The sequence below is a fragment of the Sodalis sp. RH15 genome (assembly GCF_047324255.1).
GTDB classification, from domain to species: domain Bacteria; phylum Pseudomonadota; class Gammaproteobacteria; order Enterobacterales; family Enterobacteriaceae; genus Acerihabitans; species Acerihabitans ligni.
The window spans coordinates 3,650,631-3,666,615 of record NZ_CP178738.1; the positions used below are offsets into that span (position 1 = coordinate 3,650,631).

General features: G+C 58.5%; 16 protein-coding genes. 7 read left to right on the top strand and 9 right to left on the bottom strand.

The window, feature by feature from the left end; all coding sequences use genetic code 11:
* The first annotated feature begins 148 nt into the window (after positions 1 to 148).
* Positions 149 to 1,591, top strand: coding sequence for a pyruvate kinase (gene pyk, locus ACL2XO_RS16685; protein WP_132921283.1), 1,443 nt, complete (start codon positions 149 to 151; stop codon positions 1,589 to 1,591).
* Between the two features lie 83 nt (positions 1,592 to 1,674).
* On the opposite strand, the gene lpxM is transcribed toward pyk, so the two are convergent.
* From lpxM to znuA, 3 genes are all read right to left on the bottom strand, one after another.
* Positions 1,675 to 2,631 (bottom strand): lauroyl-Kdo(2)-lipid IV(A) myristoyltransferase, encoded by a 957-nt coding sequence (lpxM, locus tag ACL2XO_RS16690; protein ID WP_413724719.1) that lies wholly within the window; start codon positions 2,629 to 2,631, stop codon positions 1,675 to 1,677.
* A gap of 130 nt (positions 2,632 to 2,761) precedes the next feature.
* Complete coding sequence (mepM, locus tag ACL2XO_RS16695) at positions 2,762 to 4,090, bottom strand: murein DD-endopeptidase MepM (RefSeq protein WP_413724720.1); 1,329 nt, start codon at positions 4,088 to 4,090, stop codon at positions 2,762 to 2,764.
* Between the two features lie 12 nt (positions 4,091 to 4,102).
* Positions 4,103 to 5,047 carry a zinc ABC transporter substrate-binding protein ZnuA gene (gene znuA, locus ACL2XO_RS16700; RefSeq protein ID WP_413724721.1) on the bottom strand — a complete coding sequence of 315 codons (945 nt, stop codon included), beginning with the start codon at positions 5,045 to 5,047 and terminating at the stop codon, positions 4,103 to 4,105.
* A gap of 74 nt (positions 5,048 to 5,121) precedes the next feature.
* Between znuA and znuC the strand changes: the two genes are divergently transcribed.
* Together znuC and znuB are read left to right on the top strand one after the other, a co-directional pair.
* Complete coding sequence (znuC, locus tag ACL2XO_RS16705) at positions 5,122 to 5,880, top strand: zinc ABC transporter ATP-binding protein ZnuC (protein ID WP_413724722.1); 759 nt, start codon at positions 5,122 to 5,124, stop codon at positions 5,878 to 5,880.
* The gene (gene znuB, locus ACL2XO_RS16710) at positions 5,874 to 6,659 is read left to right on the top strand and encodes a zinc ABC transporter permease subunit ZnuB (protein WP_132921278.1); all 786 of its coding nucleotides are present in this window, start codon (positions 5,874 to 5,876) and stop codon (positions 6,657 to 6,659) included. Before znuC ends, znuB begins: the two co-directional genes overlap by 7 nt.
* Before the next feature lie 66 nt (positions 6,660 to 6,725).
* Here znuB and ruvB read toward each other — a convergent pair whose 3' ends face one another.
* From ruvB to aspS, 6 genes are all read right to left on the bottom strand, one after another.
* A complete protein-coding gene (gene ruvB, locus ACL2XO_RS16715; RefSeq protein ID WP_132921277.1) occupies positions 6,726 to 7,733 on the bottom strand; it encodes a Holliday junction branch migration DNA helicase RuvB in 1,008 nt (335 codons plus the stop codon).
* 8 nt (positions 7,734 to 7,741) lie between these two features.
* Positions 7,742 to 8,359, bottom strand: a complete 618-nt coding sequence (gene ruvA, locus ACL2XO_RS16720) for a Holliday junction branch migration protein RuvA (RefSeq protein WP_132921276.1) — start codon at positions 8,357 to 8,359, stop codon at positions 7,742 to 7,744.
* Positions 8,360 to 8,679: 320 nt separating this feature from the next.
* Complete coding sequence (gene ruvC / locus ACL2XO_RS16725; RefSeq protein ID WP_132921275.1) at positions 8,680 to 9,201, bottom strand: crossover junction endodeoxyribonuclease RuvC; 522 nt, start codon at positions 9,199 to 9,201, stop codon at positions 8,680 to 8,682.
* 46 nt (positions 9,202 to 9,247) lie between these two features.
* A complete protein-coding gene (locus tag ACL2XO_RS16730) occupies positions 9,248 to 9,991 on the bottom strand; it encodes a YebC/PmpR family DNA-binding transcriptional regulator (protein WP_413741085.1) in 744 nt (247 codons plus the stop codon).
* A 23-nt stretch (positions 9,992 to 10,014) separates the two neighbouring features.
* Complete coding sequence (nudB, locus tag ACL2XO_RS16735) at positions 10,015 to 10,458, bottom strand: dihydroneopterin triphosphate diphosphatase (protein WP_413741086.1); 444 nt, start codon at positions 10,456 to 10,458, stop codon at positions 10,015 to 10,017.
* Entirely contained in the window at positions 10,459 to 12,249 is a 1,791-nt protein-coding gene (gene aspS / locus ACL2XO_RS16740) for an aspartate--tRNA ligase (protein ID WP_413741087.1), read from the bottom strand.
* 383 nt (positions 12,250 to 12,632) lie between these two features.
* Here aspS and ACL2XO_RS16745 point away from each other — a divergent pair, with 383 nt between their 5' ends.
* From ACL2XO_RS16745 to cmoB, 4 genes are all read left to right on the top strand, one after another.
* On the top strand, positions 12,633 to 13,202 hold the full coding sequence (locus ACL2XO_RS16745; RefSeq protein WP_413724726.1) for a hydrolase: 570 nt from the start codon (positions 12,633 to 12,635) through the stop codon (positions 13,200 to 13,202).
* A 42-nt stretch (positions 13,203 to 13,244) separates the two neighbouring features.
* Positions 13,245 to 14,060 carry a DUF72 domain-containing protein gene (locus ACL2XO_RS16750; RefSeq protein WP_413743076.1) on the top strand — a complete coding sequence of 272 codons (816 nt, stop codon included), beginning with the start codon at positions 13,245 to 13,247 and terminating at the stop codon, positions 14,058 to 14,060.
* Positions 14,061 to 14,203: 143 nt separating this feature from the next.
* The gene (gene cmoA, locus ACL2XO_RS16755; protein WP_132921270.1) at positions 14,204 to 14,959 is read left to right on the top strand and encodes a carboxy-S-adenosyl-L-methionine synthase CmoA; all 756 of its coding nucleotides are present in this window, start codon (positions 14,204 to 14,206) and stop codon (positions 14,957 to 14,959) included.
* The gene (gene cmoB, locus ACL2XO_RS16760; RefSeq protein ID WP_132921269.1) at positions 14,956 to 15,927 is read left to right on the top strand and encodes a tRNA 5-methoxyuridine(34)/uridine 5-oxyacetic acid(34) synthase CmoB; all 972 of its coding nucleotides are present in this window, start codon (positions 14,956 to 14,958) and stop codon (positions 15,925 to 15,927) included. The genes cmoA and cmoB overlap by 4 nt, the downstream gene beginning before the upstream one ends.
* Positions 15,928 to 15,985: the final 58 nt, after the last annotated feature.

A 15,985-nucleotide genomic window follows, 5' to 3' on the forward strand; every position in this document is an offset into this window, starting at 1 on the left:
GAAAGAGCTTTGTATGCCACTAAGACGAGGAATGCTTTAACACAGCCGAATCAGTTTCATCCGCAGTCGAGAATAAACCATGACCGCGATGAAACGATGATACGACGTTTTTGCTACACCAATAATGTCCAAGTCAACGGAGTTATCCATGTCCAGACGGCTCAGAAGAACCAAAATTGTAACCACGCTGGGGCCAGCCACCGATCGTGACAATAATCTTGAAAAAGTTATTGCTGCCGGCGCCAATGTGGTTCGCCTTAATTTTTCCCACGGGACTGCTGAAGATCACCTGATCCGGGCCAACAAGGTACGCGAGATTGCGGCAAAACTGGGACGGCATGTGGCGATCCTGGGTGATTTACAGGGGCCAAAAATCCGTGTGTCTACCTTCCGGGAAGGCAAAGTGTTCTTGAGCCTGGGGGACAAGTTCATACTTGACGCCAATCTGGGCAAGGGTGAAGGCGATAGGGAAAGAGTCGGTATCGATTATAAGGGGTTGCCCGCCGATGTGGTGCCCGGCGACGTTCTGCTGCTTGATGACGGGCGGGTACAGCTGAAAGTGCTGGAAGTCATCGGTACGCAGGTGTTTACCGAGGTCACCGTGGGCGGCCCGTTGTCCAATAACAAGGGCATCAATAAGATGGGCGGCGGGTTGTCGGCCCCGGCCCTGACTGAAAAAGACAAACTCGATATTCTAACCGCCGCGAAAATCGGCGTGGATTATCTGGCGGTTTCCTTTCCGCGTACCGGTGAAGACTTGAACTACGCTCGCCGCCTGGCCCGCGATGCCGGCTGTAACGCCAAGATTGTCTCCAAGGTGGAACGCGCCGAAGCGGTGGCCAGCGACGAAGCCATGGACGATATTATCCTGGCTTCCGATGTGGTCATGGTGGCGCGCGGCGATCTGGGGGTGGAAATCGGCGATCCGGAGCTGGTGGGTATCCAGAAAAAATTGATCCGCCGCGCCCGTAAACTGAATCGCGCGGTGATAACCGCCACTCAGATGATGGAATCGATGATCACCAACCCGATGCCCACGCGCGCTGAGGTGATGGATGTGGCGAACGCGGTGCTGGACGGGACCGATGCGGTGATGTTATCCGCCGAGACCGCCGCCGGCCAGTACCCGGCGGAAACCGTGGCCGCCATGGCCCGGGTATGCCTGGGCGCCGAAAAAATCCCCAGCATCAATGTGTCAAAGCACCGCCTGGACGTACAGTTCGACAACATCGAAGAAGCTATTGCCATGTCCAGCATGTATGCCGCCAATCACCTGAAAGGGGTGAGCGCTATTATTACGCTGACGGAATCCGGCCGCACACCGCTGATGATGTCCCGTATCAGCTCAGGTTTGCCGATCTTCGCTCTGTCCCGTCATGAACATACGCTGAACCTCACGGCGCTGTACCGCGGGGTAACGCCGGTCTATTTCAACAGCGACGGCGAAGGGGTGTTCGCGGCCACCGAGGCGGCTAATTTGCTGCGGGATAAGGGCTTTTTGATGTCGGGGGACTTGGTGATTGTTACCCAAGGGGATGTCATGAGTACCGTTGGCACCACTAATACCAGCCGGATCCTGCGGGTGGAGTAACCCGCCCAGGCGACCGTTGCGTCAATACAGGAAAAGCCGGCCATCAGCCGGCTTTATTTTGCCCTATTGCCGCCGCGGCGGGACTAGCGCTTATAGGGATCCGGGTCGCCGGGTTTGCGGGTTTTGAGTAATTTCAGGATCCAGGCGTACTGTTCCGGGTTCGGCCGAACCAGCATTTCAACTTCTTCATTCATGCGGCGGGCGATATCATGATCGCTGGCATCGGCGATATCGTCCATCGGCGGTCGAATATGGATATGCAGTTCTCCGGTCTTGCCGTTGTATACCGGAAAGAGCGGAATCACCGCCGCCCGGCATATCTTCATCATGCGGCCGATGGCCGGCAGCGTGGCTTTATAGGTGGCGAAAAAATCCACAAATTCGCTGTGTTCGGCGCCATGATCCTGATCGGGCAGATAATAGCCCCAATAGCCATGGCGTATGGAGAAGATGAACGGTTTTATACCGTCGTTACGGGCGTGCATGCGACCGCCGAAACGGCGGCGTACCCGGTTCCACATATAGTCCACCAGTTCGTTGCGCTGATTGTGGAACATCGCCGAGACCTTTTGGCCGGTTGAGGACATGAGAATGGCCGGGACATCCACCGCCCAGCCGTGCGGCACCAGAAAGATGATATTGCGCTGCTGCGCCTGTACTGCCTCGATGACGTCCCTGCCGTGCCAAATGACTTTTTTTTGCAGCCGTTCCGGGCTGCGGCAGGCCAGCTCGGCCAGCAGCACCGTGGATTGCGGCACCAGGGCGAACATGTCGTCGATGATGGCTTCCCGCCGGTCATCGGTAAGTTCCGGCAGGCAGTAGCGCAGGTTAACCCGCGCGCGATGGCGGGCGCCCTTGGAGAACCGCCCCACCAGGCGTCCCATGGCGCCCAACATCGGATCCCGCCAGCGGGCCGGAATAAATGCCGCGCCGGTAATCAAGGCGATGGCGCACCAGACGCCCCAGTAACGGGGCAAGAAAAATTCCCTCTTGAACTCGGGGACAAATTCCACCACGTTGGTTTTATTATTCTTTTCCATGCAAATCTCAACTGTCTTTTGTCTACTGTCGATTACCGGAGGGTGCCAGCCTCTTCTTCCCATTTACGCCGCTCGGTTAATAAACATCATAAGGCAACCAATGACTTGTCGGTTGCCCTAAGATACCATATCAATCGAATTGCAGCTGCGGCATTGCTTCCCTGACCTGCGCCAGATAGTCGAGCCGATCCTTGCCGGTCAACCCTTCGGTGCGGGGCAGCTTGGCCGTTAACGGATTCACCGCCTGCTGGTTTATCCAGATTTCATAGTGCAGGTGAGGACCGGTGGAACGGCCGGTATTGCCGGACAAGGCGATGCGATCGCCGCGTTTCACCTGTTGCCCCGGCTTCACCAACAGTTTTTTCAAATGCATATAGCGGGTCATGTATTGCCGGCCATGGCGGATGGTCACATAGTTGCCCGCCCCGCTGCCGTTTTTACTCTCAACCACTTCGCCGTCGCCCACCGCCAACACCGGCGTGCCCACCGGCATGGCGAAATCCACGCCGCGATGGGGGGCGATATGACCGGTAACCGGATTAAGGCGCCGGGGACTGAAATTGGACGATACCCGGAATTGCTTGACGGTGGGAAAACGCATAAAGCCCTGCGCCAGCCCGGCGCCGTCCCGGTTGTAAAACTCTCCGTCGCTGGCGCGGAACGCATAAACATCCTTGTCGCCGGTGCGCAGGCGCACCCCGATCAATTCGCTCTGTTCGCTGCGGCCGTTAAGCATTTCCCTTGATGTCAGCACCGCGAACCGATCGCCCTGCTGTAGCTTACGGAAATCAAGCTGCCACTGCAGCGCTTTGATAACCGAATTGATTTCCGGGCCGGACAGGCCGGCGGCGCGCGCGCTGGTGACGAAGCTGCCGTCCACGGTGCCGGTCAGCATGGCATTGCTCCATTCGCCGGCCTGATTGGCCACGCTCTCCTTGAAACCGCCGTCGAGGCGATCGTAGGTATGGGTTTCCCGGCGCGACATCTCCCAGCTCAGGCGCTGCAGCTCGCCGCCGCCATCCAGCGTCCAGGAGATTTTCTGGCCTATCTTCAGATTACGCAACTGGGGAAACCGCTGGGCCAGCAGCGAAACATCCGACATATCGATGCCGTATTGGGTCAATATGCTGCCCAAGGTATCGCCGGTGGAAACGACATATTCATGCACACCGGTTTCGCCGGCGACTTTTTCGTCAAGATCGTCGGCAAGGGGAACATCGTCGTCGTTATCGGCGGGGGACTGATCAATGGGTTCGCTGGCTTCCGGCGCCAGGTCACGCGCGGGCTGTGCTCCCGCCGGCACGGTGCGGCTGGTGGAGGGTCCCATAACGGGAGAGTAGACATAAGGCCGCCATACGGCCACGGCCAGAGTGATGACGGTTAATGACCCCAACATCACGCGATGGGGTCTTGGCAGATTGTTATACGCCAAGGTAATAGAACGAACTAACTGCTGCACCGATTCCTATCCTCATGATTTTTTATTCAGGCAGCTCATATATTGGTTCGCCAATTGAAACAAGAAATGGCTATAACTGTCCTTGCCCAAAGCGATACCGCTTCCCAGGGGATCCAGCGTGCCCATGCGCACATCGGTCCCTCTGGCCACGGCATTGATGACGGCCGGCCTGAATTGTGGCTCAGCAAAAATGCACAAGGCTTTATGCTCAACCAACTGAGTTCGAATGTTATGTAGTGCCTGGGCGCCGGGCTGTATCTCGGGATTGATGGTGAAATAACCCAAGGAGGTTAAACCGTAGTGTTTTTCAAAATAACCATAGGCATCGTGAAACACGAAATACCCCTTCCCGCTCGCTGGCGATAGCATTGTAGCGATTATTTTGTCATTTTTTGTCAAGGATGTGGTGAAAAATAGCAGATTTTCGTCTATTTGGGCTTTCTTATCCGGCCACAGCTGCACTAAACGATCGTGGATGGCAATGGCGACTTGCGCGGCTATTTCCGGCGACAGCCAGATATGCATATTGTATTCGCCATGATGGTCGTCGGCATCATCCGCCGGATCATGGGCGCCGGAGGCATCGTCGTCATGGTCGCCGCCTTTCATCAGCAGCGGTTTAATCGCCGGGATCGCGGACAATGTCAGCGCCTTGGCCGCGGGCAGCGCCGTCACCGGCCTGGCCATAAACGCTTCCAATTCCGGCCCGACCCAGACCACCAGGGAGGCATCCCGGATGCGCCCGATATCGGAGGGGCGCAGGGCGTAGTCATGAGGCGATGCGCCGTCCGGCAGCAGCACATCTGTCCCGGTAACGCCTTCACCGATGGCCGAGGCGATAAACCCCAACGGACGAATGGAGACCAGTATATTCGCCCGTGCCTGGCCGCCGATGGCGCACAGGAGTAAAATGCCGGCCAGCCACAGCCGGAACCCTTTTTTATGGCGGGGATTCATAATGATAATTCTCTTCGGCAACTCTTGGGCGTGTGATATTATAACATTCTTGCCGTTTCGCAACCGTAATTAACATGTCAACTCTGGTCACACTCAACCATATATCCGTCAGTTTCGGCGCCAGGCGCGTCCTCAGCGATATCTCGTTTTCCCTGCGTGCCGGACGGATCCTGACGCTGGTGGGGCCCAACGGCGCAGGCAAGTCCACGCTGGTTAGGGTGGTGCTCGGCCTGATACCCGCTGACGCGGGTACGCTGGTGCGGGACCCCAGGCTGCGTATCGGTTATGTTCCGCAAAAAATTTATCTGGACACCACCCTGCCGCTGACGGTAGAGCGTTTCATGCGCCTGCGTCCGGGCGTGGAAAAGCAGGAATTGCCCGAGGCGCTGGCGCGGGTGCATGCGGCCCATTTGCTGGCGCAGCCGATGCAGAAACTGTCCGGCGGCGAAATGCAGCGGGTGCTGCTGGCCCGCGCCCTGCTCAATCGGCCGCAGCTGCTGGTGCTGGATGAGCCGACCCAGGGCGTTGATATCGCCGGCCAGGCGGCGCTTTATGAGCTTATCCAGCAAATCCGCCATACCCTGGGCTGCGGCGTACTGATGGTTTCCCATGACCTGCATCTGGTCATGGCCAAAACCGATGAAGTACTGTGCCTTAATCAGCATATCTGCTGCTCGGGCACGCCGGAAGTCGTTTCCGCCCATCCCGATTATATCGCGATGTTCGGTTATCAGGGCGCGGATGCGCTGGCCGTCTACCGTCACCACCACAACCATGGCCACGACCTGAGCGGAGAGACGGTAGCGGAACGGGAGAGCTGCCGGTCATGCTAGCGCTGCTATTGCCGGGCTGGCTGGCCGGCATCCTGCTGGCCATGGCGGCGGGTCCGTTGGGATCTTTCGTGGTCTGGCGCAAAATGTCCTATTTCGGCGATACGCTGGCCCATGCGTCGCTGCTGGGAGTGGCTTTCGGATTGCTGCTGAATGTCAATCCGTTTTACGCGGTGATCGCGGTGACGCTGGTATTGGCGTTGGGCCTGGTGTGGCTGGAACGCTTCCCGCAGCTGGCCATTGACACCGTGCTGGGGATTATGGCGCACAGCGCGCTTTCACTGGGACTGGTGGTGGTAAGCCTGATGTCTAACGTGCGGGTGGATCTGATGGCCTATCTGTTCGGCGATTTGCTGTCGGTGACCCTGGACGATATCGTGCTGATCGCCTGCGGCGTGGCGGTGGTGCTCGCATTGCTGGCCTGGCGGTGGCGGGCGCTGCTCTCGGTAACCATCAGCCCGGAGCTGGCCCATGTGGACGGTATCCGCCTGCCGCGGGTCAAGCTGCTGCTGATGCTGCTGACCGCGCTCACCATCGGACTGGCGATGAAGTTTGTCGGCGCCCTTATCATCACGTCGCTGCTGATCATTCCGGCCGCCGCCGCCCGCCGGTTTTCACGTACGCCCGAACAGATGGCGCTGCTGGCGATAGCGGCCGGCATGATTGCCGTCACCGGCGGACTCGCTTTCTCGGCGTTTTACGACACCCCCGCCGGGCCGTCGGTGGTGCTTTGCGCCTCCGTGCTGTTTTTGCTGAGTTTGTTCAGCAGGCAACGGGCCTGAACTCAGGGCACGGCTTTACGGTTCGCCGGGGGCGATGATAAGCCCCGCCATGACGCCAATGAGCAGCTACAGCTCGTCCCGCGCGATACCAAAATGCTTATAGGCCTGGGCGGTAGCGATGCGCCCCCGTGATGTGCGCTGCATAAATCCCTGCTGGATAAGAAAGGGCTCCAGCACATCTTCAATGGTTTCTTTCTCTTCGCCGATGGCCGCCGCCAGGTTATCCAATCCCACCGGGCCGCCGACGAATTTATCGATAATGGCCAACAATAGCTTGCGGTCCATAAAGTCGAAGCCCTCGGTATCCACATTCAGCATATCCAGGGCATTCACCGCCACATCGTCGGTAATGACGCCCTGGGCGCGCACTTCTGCGAAGTCCCGCACCCGGCGCAACAGCCGGTTGGCGATACGCGGCGTACCCCGCGCCCGTTTGGCGATTTCATGAGCGCCGGATTCGGTGATGCTTAATTCCAGGCAGTCGGCGCTGCGTTTGACGATATGCTGCAGATCCGCTACCTGATAGAACTCCAGGCGCTGCACGATACCGAACCGATCGCGCAGGGGCGAGGTCAGGGAACCGGCGCGGGTGGTGGCTCCCACCAGGGTAAAGGGCGGCAGTTCGATTTTAATTGACCTGGCCGCAGGGCCGTCGCCGATCATGATATCCAGCTGGTAATCTTCCATCGCCGGGTAGAGAATTTCCTCCACCACCGGGGAAAGGCGGTGGATTTCATCAATAAACAGCACATCGTGGGGTTCAAGATTGGTGAGCATGGCCGCCAGATCGCCGGGTTTTTCCAAAACCGGCCCGGAAGTAGTGCGTAAATTCACGCCCATTTCATTGGCGACGATATTGGCCAGGGTGGTTTTACCCAGGCCGGGCGGGCCGAAAATCAGCAGATGGTCCAACGCGTCGCCGCGCAGCTTCGCCGCCTGGATGAAAATCTCCATCTGCTCGCGCACGTGCGGCTGTCCGATGTAATCGTCGAGGGTTTTCGGCCGGATGGCCCGGTCCACCACCTCGTCGGGGATCACCACGGAAGGGGACATTAAACGATCTGCTTCAATCATCCATTACCTCACAGCGCGGCGCGCAGGGCGTCGCGGATTAGCGATTCACAGTCGGCATCAGGCCGCGCCACTTTGTTCACCATCCGGCTGGCCTCCTGAGGTTTATAACCCAATGACACCAAGGCGGCAACCGCTTCAGATTCAGGATCGTCCGCAGACGCAGCGTTAACGGGGATACTGGCGGGAAGATCGCCGCCGCCGAGGGCGAATAATTCACCGTTCATCCCTTTAAAGCGATCTTTCATTTCCACCACCAGCCGCTCGGCGGTTTTGGTGCCGACGCCGGGCAGCTTGATCAAGGCGCTGATTTCCTGGCGCTCAACCGTATTGACAAACTGCTGCGCCGACATGCCGGATAGAATAGCCAGCGCCAGCTTCGGGCCGACGCCGTTGACCTTAATCAGTTCGCGAAACAGGGCGCGCTCCTGGCGGTTAGTGAAACCGAACAGCAGTTGCGCATCCTCGCGCACCACAAAGTGGGTATACACAATGGCTTCCTTGCCGGTTTCCGGCAGGACGTAAAAGCAGGTCATGGGCATTTGCACTTCATAGCCGACTCCCTGAACTTCAAGCAACACCTGCGGGGGCTGCTTTTCCAGAATGATGCCTCTTAGGCGTCCAATCACGTTGACCTTCCTTTTAATTGTCGTTGAGTCAGCGACCCATGGCTAACATTTATAACATAATAAAGGCTGGATGAATATCCAGCCGTATAGCCTGACAGGCCCGCGATCATCGGACGTGCAACGACCGTGTTAAAGGGAGACCGTGCCGATGGGGTCGAAGCAGGCGTGGTTTTCCCGCCTGCCCGAGCGCCCCATGGCACGGTAGGCCCGCGATCACCGGACGTGCAAAGGCCGTGTTAAAGGGAGACCATGCTGATGGAGCCTCGACGTGCCCGGCCGGCACAGGCCCCGCAACCCCGGCTGGCGCCAGCCCCCACCCCTCAGCTTAACCGGCCGCGGGCCAGATTCAGCCGGCTATTGCCCGCCCGGATAGCGTTCTGGCTGACATGGCAATGGGTAATGGCGATGGCCAGCGCGTCGGCGGCATCCGCCTGCGGGCTGGCGGGCAGCTTCAGCAGCAGCTTCACCATATGCTGTACCTGGCCTTTGTCCGCCGAACCATTGCCCACCACCGTTTGCTTCACCTGACGGGCGGCATACTCGAACACCGGCAGCGATTGGTTCATGGCCGCCACGATAGCCACCCCGCGCGCCTGACCCAGCTTCAGCGCCGAATCGGCGTTTTTCGCCATAAAAACTTCCTCGATGGCGAAAAAATCCGGCTGAAATTGCGTAATGATCTCGCTGACGCCGGCATAAATAAGCTGCAGCCGGGTAGGCAAATCATCCACTTTGGTGCGGATGCAACCGCTGCCGAGATAGGTAAGCACCCGTCCCTGCTGACGGATGATACCGTAACCGGTGATGCGCGAACCGGGGTCGATACCGAGAATAATCGTCATCGCCCGATACCGGCCGCCGGGTTTGGCCGCCAAGCCAACATGCCGGTCACAGGGTCGCCGCCACCTCATCGGAGATCTCGCCGTTATGATAGACTTCCTGCACATCGTCCGAATCTTCCAGCAGATCTATCAGGCGCAGCAGCTTGGGGGCGGTTTCCTCGTCCAGATCCGCCTTGGTGGACGGAATCAGCGCCACCTCGGACTCCTCGGCGTGCAAACCGGCCGCTTCCAACGCATCTTTCACCGAACCGAACGTCTCCGGCGTCGTGTAGACATCGATGGCGCCGTCGTCATAGGTGACCACATCATCCGCACCGGCTTCCAGCGCTGCGTCCATCACCCGATCCTCGTCCAGGCCGGGCGCAAAGGAGATGACGCCTTTTTTGGTGAACAGATAGGAAACCGAGCCATCGGTACCGAGGTTGCCGCCGGTTTTGGTAAAGGCGTGCCTGACCTCGGAGACGGTACGGTTGCGGTTGTCGCTCAGGCATTCAACCATCACCGCCGTTCCGCCGGGGCCGTAGCCTTCATAGATAATGGTTTCCATCTGGGTATCGTCATCGCCGCCCACGCCCCGCGCGATGGCGCGATTGAGGGTATCGCGCGTCATATTATTGGCCAGGGCTTTATCCACCGCGGCGCGCAGACGGGGATTGGTCCCCACGTCGCCGCCGCCAAGCCGTGCGGCGGTCACCAATTCACGAATGATCTTGGTGAAGATTTTGCCGCGTTTACTGTCTTGGGCCGCTTTACGATGCTTGGTATTGGCCCACTTGCTATGACCTGCCATAACTCTCTCCGAAATAAGCCTCTTCAGGCCGGATAAATAACAAATTCTTCAATCGCCTGCCGATTACTCCAGGATTTGGTCAGTAAGGCAGCCTGTGGGGCGCGGAGCCATTGGAAAGCGAGATGCTCGCTTATCTTAGGCTCCCGCTCAGAGGGTAACGTCAAACTGAACCAATATTCTGTATTACGCGTCACTCCCGGCGCATATCGGTGGCGCAAATGACTGAAAATTTCAAACTCGACGCAGCGCTTGCAATCCAGCAACGGGAGGCGCTCGGCATCGATATTGATGCCGGTTTCCTCGCACACTTCCCGTTTCGCCGCCTCGGCGGGAGTTTCCTCTCCTTCCAGGCTGCCGGTGACCGATTGCCAGAAATCGGGATCGTCCCGACGCTGCATCATCAAGACCCGGCCGCTATCCCGGGCGTAAATCACAATCAACACCGAAACCGGTCGCTTCCAGGCCATTTATTGCTGTCCGCGTTCCGCCGCTTCCTTGCCTTTGCCGATGACAGCGATGGACAATTCCGCCAGCGCGTCAGGATTGCCAAAACTCGGCGCATCGGTCATGGGATCGGCCGCGGCGGTGGTTTTGGGGAAAGCGATAACGTCGCGGATATTATCGGTGCCGGTCAACAGCATCACCAGGCGATCCAGGCCGAAGGCCAGCCCCGCGTGGGGCGGGGTGCCGTATTTCAGCGCATCCAGCAGGAAGCCGAACTTATCCCGCTGCTGCTGTTCCTCGATACCCAGGATGCTGAATACCGTCTGCTGTATTTCGCTGCGATGGATACGCACCGAGCCGCCGCCCACTTCATAACCGTTCAATACCATATCGTAGGCATTGGCCACCACCGACAGCGGATCGGCCGCCAGCGCTTGCGGGTCGACATCCAGCGGCGCGGTGAAGGGGTGATGCATGGCCGCCAGTCCGCCTTCGTCGTCCTGCTCGAACATCGGGAAATCAATGACCCACAGCGGCGCCCAGCGCTGCTCGTCGGTGATATGCAGGTCGCGGCCCAGCTTCAGGCGCAGCGCTCCCAGCGCATCGGTGGTGATTTTGGCACGATCGGCGCCGAAAAAAATCATGTCGCCGTCGCGGGCGTCGGTACGCGCCAGTATCGACTCCAGCACGCCGGCATCGAGGAATTTGGCGACGGGACTTTGCACCCCTTCCAGACCCGCCGAGCGCGAATTAACCTTAATATAGGCCAGACCTTTGGCGCCGTAAATTTCGATAAACTTGGCGTACTCGTCAATTTGCTTGCGGCTTAACTGCGCGCCGCCGGGTACGCGGATCGCCGCCACCCGCCCCTTGGGGTCATTGGCCGGCCCGGAGAACACCTTGAATTCAAGGTTTTTCACCAGATCGCCCACATCAACGATTTCCATCGGGTTGCGCAAATCGGGTTTATCGGAACCAAAGCGGCGCATGGCTTCGGCGTAGGTCATCACCGGAAAGGCGCCCAGGTCGACGCCTTTGATTTCTCGCCACAGTTCGCGAATAAGGCGTTCCATGACTTCCCGCACCTGGGGCGCGGTCATAAAGGAGGTTTCGACGTCGATCTGGGTGAATTCCGGCTGGCGATCGGCTCGCAGGTCCTCGTCGCGAAAGCATTTGACGATTTGATAATACCTGTCGAAACCGGACATCATCAGCAACTGCTTGAAGAGCTGCGGTGACTGCGGCAGAGCGTAGAACTTGCCTTTATGCACCCGGCTCGGCACCAGGTAGTCGCGCGCGCCCTCCGGCGTCGCTTTGGTAAGCATCGGCGTTTCGATATCCAGAAATCCTTCGCCATCCATAAAGCGGCGCACAAAACTGCAGATGCGGGCGCGGGCTTTCAGCCGCGCCGCCATTTCCGGACGGCGCAAATCCAGATAACGGTATTTCAGCCGCTGCTCTTCGGTATTGTTTTGATTGGAATCCAGCGGCAGCGGCTCGGAACGGTTGAAGACCGTGAGCGATGTTGCCAGCACCTCCACTTCGCCGGTGGCCATTTCGCTGTTGATTTGACTGTCGGGCCGCGCCCTTACCGTGCCGGTAAGCTGAATACAAAATTCGTTGCGCAGCTCCGAGGCGCGAGCGAACGCCTCCTGGCGATCGGGGTCGAAAAACACCTGCACCAGCCCTTCCCGATCCCGCATGTCGATAAAAATCAGGCCGCCCAGGTCCCGGCGGCGGTTAACCCAGCCGCACAATGTTACTTCCCGGCCAACATGGGACAGATCGAGCTGTCCGCAATATACAGTACGCATCACGATATCCTTAAAATTAAGCCCATGCCGTCCTGCCATTTTTAGCGGGTAAAGGCTGTAATATCCCTCATCGTTCACATTGCAGCCGGATGGGCCGCAACGTAAAAGCTATTGGGTATAATCATTGGGGCTGACGGCTGTGCATTGGCATTTTGCCGACATTCGAAAGGCGGCCATTATAAAGTAATTTCCCGCACAGGATAAGTCCGAAGGCCATTCCCCCCCTTGGTCAGGTCAAATAATTAATCATTAACATATTTATTAACAAAATTTTCCCGCCGGGGGCTATTCCCATGTCCATCGACTAACATACCCTTTCCCGGTCACTTTCTGAATAGACTGACACCCGTTGGTCCGGTTTTATGAATTATAGGAGACGTATTATGCTGGAACTCGATCCCAAAGGTAGCGCGCTGGTATTGATTGATTTGCAACAGGGTATCCTGCCCTTTGCCGGCGGACCGCATAGCGCCCAGCAGGTGGTGGCCAAAGCCGGAAAGCTGGCCAGCCGCTTTCGGGAGATCGGCGCGCCGGTATTTCTGGTGCGGGTGGGCTGGTCGCCGGATTTTGGCGAAGCGTTGAAACAGCCGGTGGATGCCGCCATGGGCGGCAACGGATTGCCGGAAAACTGGTGGCAATTCCCCGAAGAGCTAAAGGTACAGGAAAGCGATATTCGCATTATAAAACGTCAATGGGGCGCATTTTACGGCACCGATCTTGAGATGCAGCTGCGTCGCCGCGCCATCGATACTATTGTACTGGCGGGTATCTCCACTAACATCGGCGTGGAATCCACCGCGCGCAACGCCTGGGAAATGGGTTTTAAACTGGTGGTAGTGGAAGATGTCTGCAGTGCCCATGATAAGGAGCAGCATGATAACAGCATGCAGAATATTTTTCCGCGCATCGGCCGGGTACGCAGCAGCGACGAGGTGCTTGCCGCCCTGGGGTGAGTTTTGTCCGCAACGGGCCGGCCGGCGAGGGCCCAGGCCATGATGTATATTGGCTTGCCGCAATGGCAGCATAGCGGCTGGGGTAAGCTTGGCATGCGCACCCTGGCGGATTACGCGCGTTATTTCAACTGCGTGGAAGGGAATACCACGCTCTATGCCCTGCCCGCCCTTGATCGCGTCTACGACTGGCGCGCCATGACGACGGAAGATTTCCGGTTTTGCTTTAAATTTCCGGCGACCATCAGCCATCAGGGCGGGCTGCGGGATTTTCAGCAACCCCTGGCGCAGTTTTACCAGACCCTGGAGCCCCTGGCGGACAGGATCGGCCAATACTGGCTGCAGCTGCCGGCGACCTTCGGGCCGCCGGACCTTCCCGCCCTGTGGACCTTTCTCGACGCGCTCTCCCCCGCATTCAGCTATGGCGTGGAAGTCCGCCATGAGCAGTTTTTCGCCAAAGGCGAAGACGAACTGGCGTTAAACCGCGGTCTGCGGGAGCGGGGGGTCAATCGGGTGATTCTCGACAGCCGTCCGGTCCATCTGTCCCGCGCCTCCAGTCCCGACCTGCTGGCGGCGCAGCGCCAGAAACCCAAAGTGCCTCCTCATGCGCTGCTTACCGCCCACCGGCCGCTGATTCGTTATATCGGCAATGACGACATCAAGGACAGCCTGCGGCTGTTTCAACCCTGGCTGGACAAACTGCCGCAATGGCAAGCGCATCAGACGCCCTTCCTGTTTATTCATACGCCGGACATCGCGCAGGCGCCGCGCCTGGCCCAGCATCTGTGGCCGCTGCTTGAAGCGAGAATTCCCGCCATCGGCCCGTTTCCAGGCTGGCCGCAGCAAGATACGCTGTTCTGAACGCCGGCCGCCGCGGCGAGACGCATCCAGACGAAAGAGGGCCGCCGCAGCGGAATGCTTACACCTAGATGCATGCCGCCGCATGCTTTGTGCCGGGGATCTGGTAGAATATGGCCTTTCCATGAATAATCCCCGATATCGCCATGACTAACCCAGATAAGCTTTTCTCGACGCCCATTGCCAATTTGGGCGATTGGACGTTCGATGAACGTGTCGCCGAAGTCTTCCCGGATATGATCCAACGCTCGGTGCCCGGCTACGCCAGCATCATTTCCATGATCGGCATGCTGGCCGGACGATTTGCCCGCCCCGGCTCCCGGATTTACGATCTCGGCTGCTCCCTCGGCGCGGCGACCCTGGCCATGCGCCGCGCCGTTACCGCCGAGGACTGCCGGATTATCGCAGTGGATAACTCCGCCCCGATGGTGGATCGCTGCCGGCGGCATCTCGAGGCATTTCGCGCCGATATCCCGGTAGAAGTGCTGCATGCCGACATTCGCGATGTGCCGATAAGCAACGCCTCGCTGGTGGTGCTGAACTTCACCTTGCAGTTTCTTGAGCCGGAGGATCGCCAGCAAATGCTTAATCGCGTTTTCGCCGGCCTCAATCCCGGCGGCGCCGTGGTATTGTCTGAAAAAATGAGTTTTCAGGACGCGGAAATTGGCGAACTGCTGTTCAATATGCATCATGACTTCAAGCGCGCCAACGGCTACAGCGAGCTTGAGATCAGCCAGAAACGCAGCATGCTTGAAAACGTCATGCTGACGGACTCGGTGGAGACCCACAAGGACCGCCTGCGGCAGGCCGGATTCGGCCACGGGGAAATCTGGTTTCAGTGTTTCAATTTCGGCTCCCTTATCGCTATCAAACCCGCCCATAGGCCGGAGAACGCGGGATGACCGATTTTGGTGATTTTTATCAGCTGATTGCCAAAGGTCCCCTCAGCCCCTGGCTCAACACCCTGCCCGCTCAGTTAAGCGCCTGGCAGCAGGAATCCCTGCACGGCAAATTCAGACAGTGGTTTAACGCTGTGGAAAGATTGCCGGTGATGACGCCGGCGCGGCTCGATTTGCTGCACGGCGTCACCGCCCAGGGCGAGACACCGCTTGCCGCGGGCCAGAAAGAGGGTATTGAAGCCTTGCTGCGGCAATTGATGCCCTGGCGCAAGGGCCCTTTTTCCCTTTACGATATTGAAATAGAGACGGAATGGCGTTCGGATTGGAAATGGGAGCGGGTCTTGCCCCATATCGGCCCCTTGGCCGGACGGCTGATCCTGGACGTGGGCTGTGGCAGCGGTTATCACCTGTGGCGTATGGTGGGCGCCGGCGCGCGGCTGGCGGTGGGAATCGATCCGATGCAGCTGTTTTTATGCCAATTCGAGGCGGTGCGTAAACTGCTCGGCGGTGATTTGCGGGCGCACCTGTTGCCGTTGGGCATCGAGCAATTACCGGATCTGCGGGCGTTTGATACGGTATTTTCCATGGGCGTGCTTTATCATCGCCGCTCGCCGCTGGATCATTTGTTGCAGTTGCGAAATCAATTGGCGGATGACGGCGAACTGGTGCTGGAAACCCTGGTGATTGAAGGGGATGACCGGCAGGTGCTTGTGCCGGGAGAACGTTATGCCCGGATGCGGAACGTGTATTTCATCCCCTCGGTAAATGCATTGACGGCCTGGCTGGAAAAATGCGGCTTCGGCCAAATCCGGCTGGTGGATATGACGGCAACCTCCACCGAGGAGCAACGCCGCACCCCCTGGATGACCAGCGAATCGCTGGAGGATTTTCTTCACCCGGACGACCCGCGTAAAACGGTGGAGGGTTACCCCGCGCCGCTGCGGGCCATCATGGTTGCGCGCAAAGCCTGATCAAAAAAAAGCCCCAAGAAAAATGTTGGGGCTTGGTACTTGCAAGCATCACGTGGGT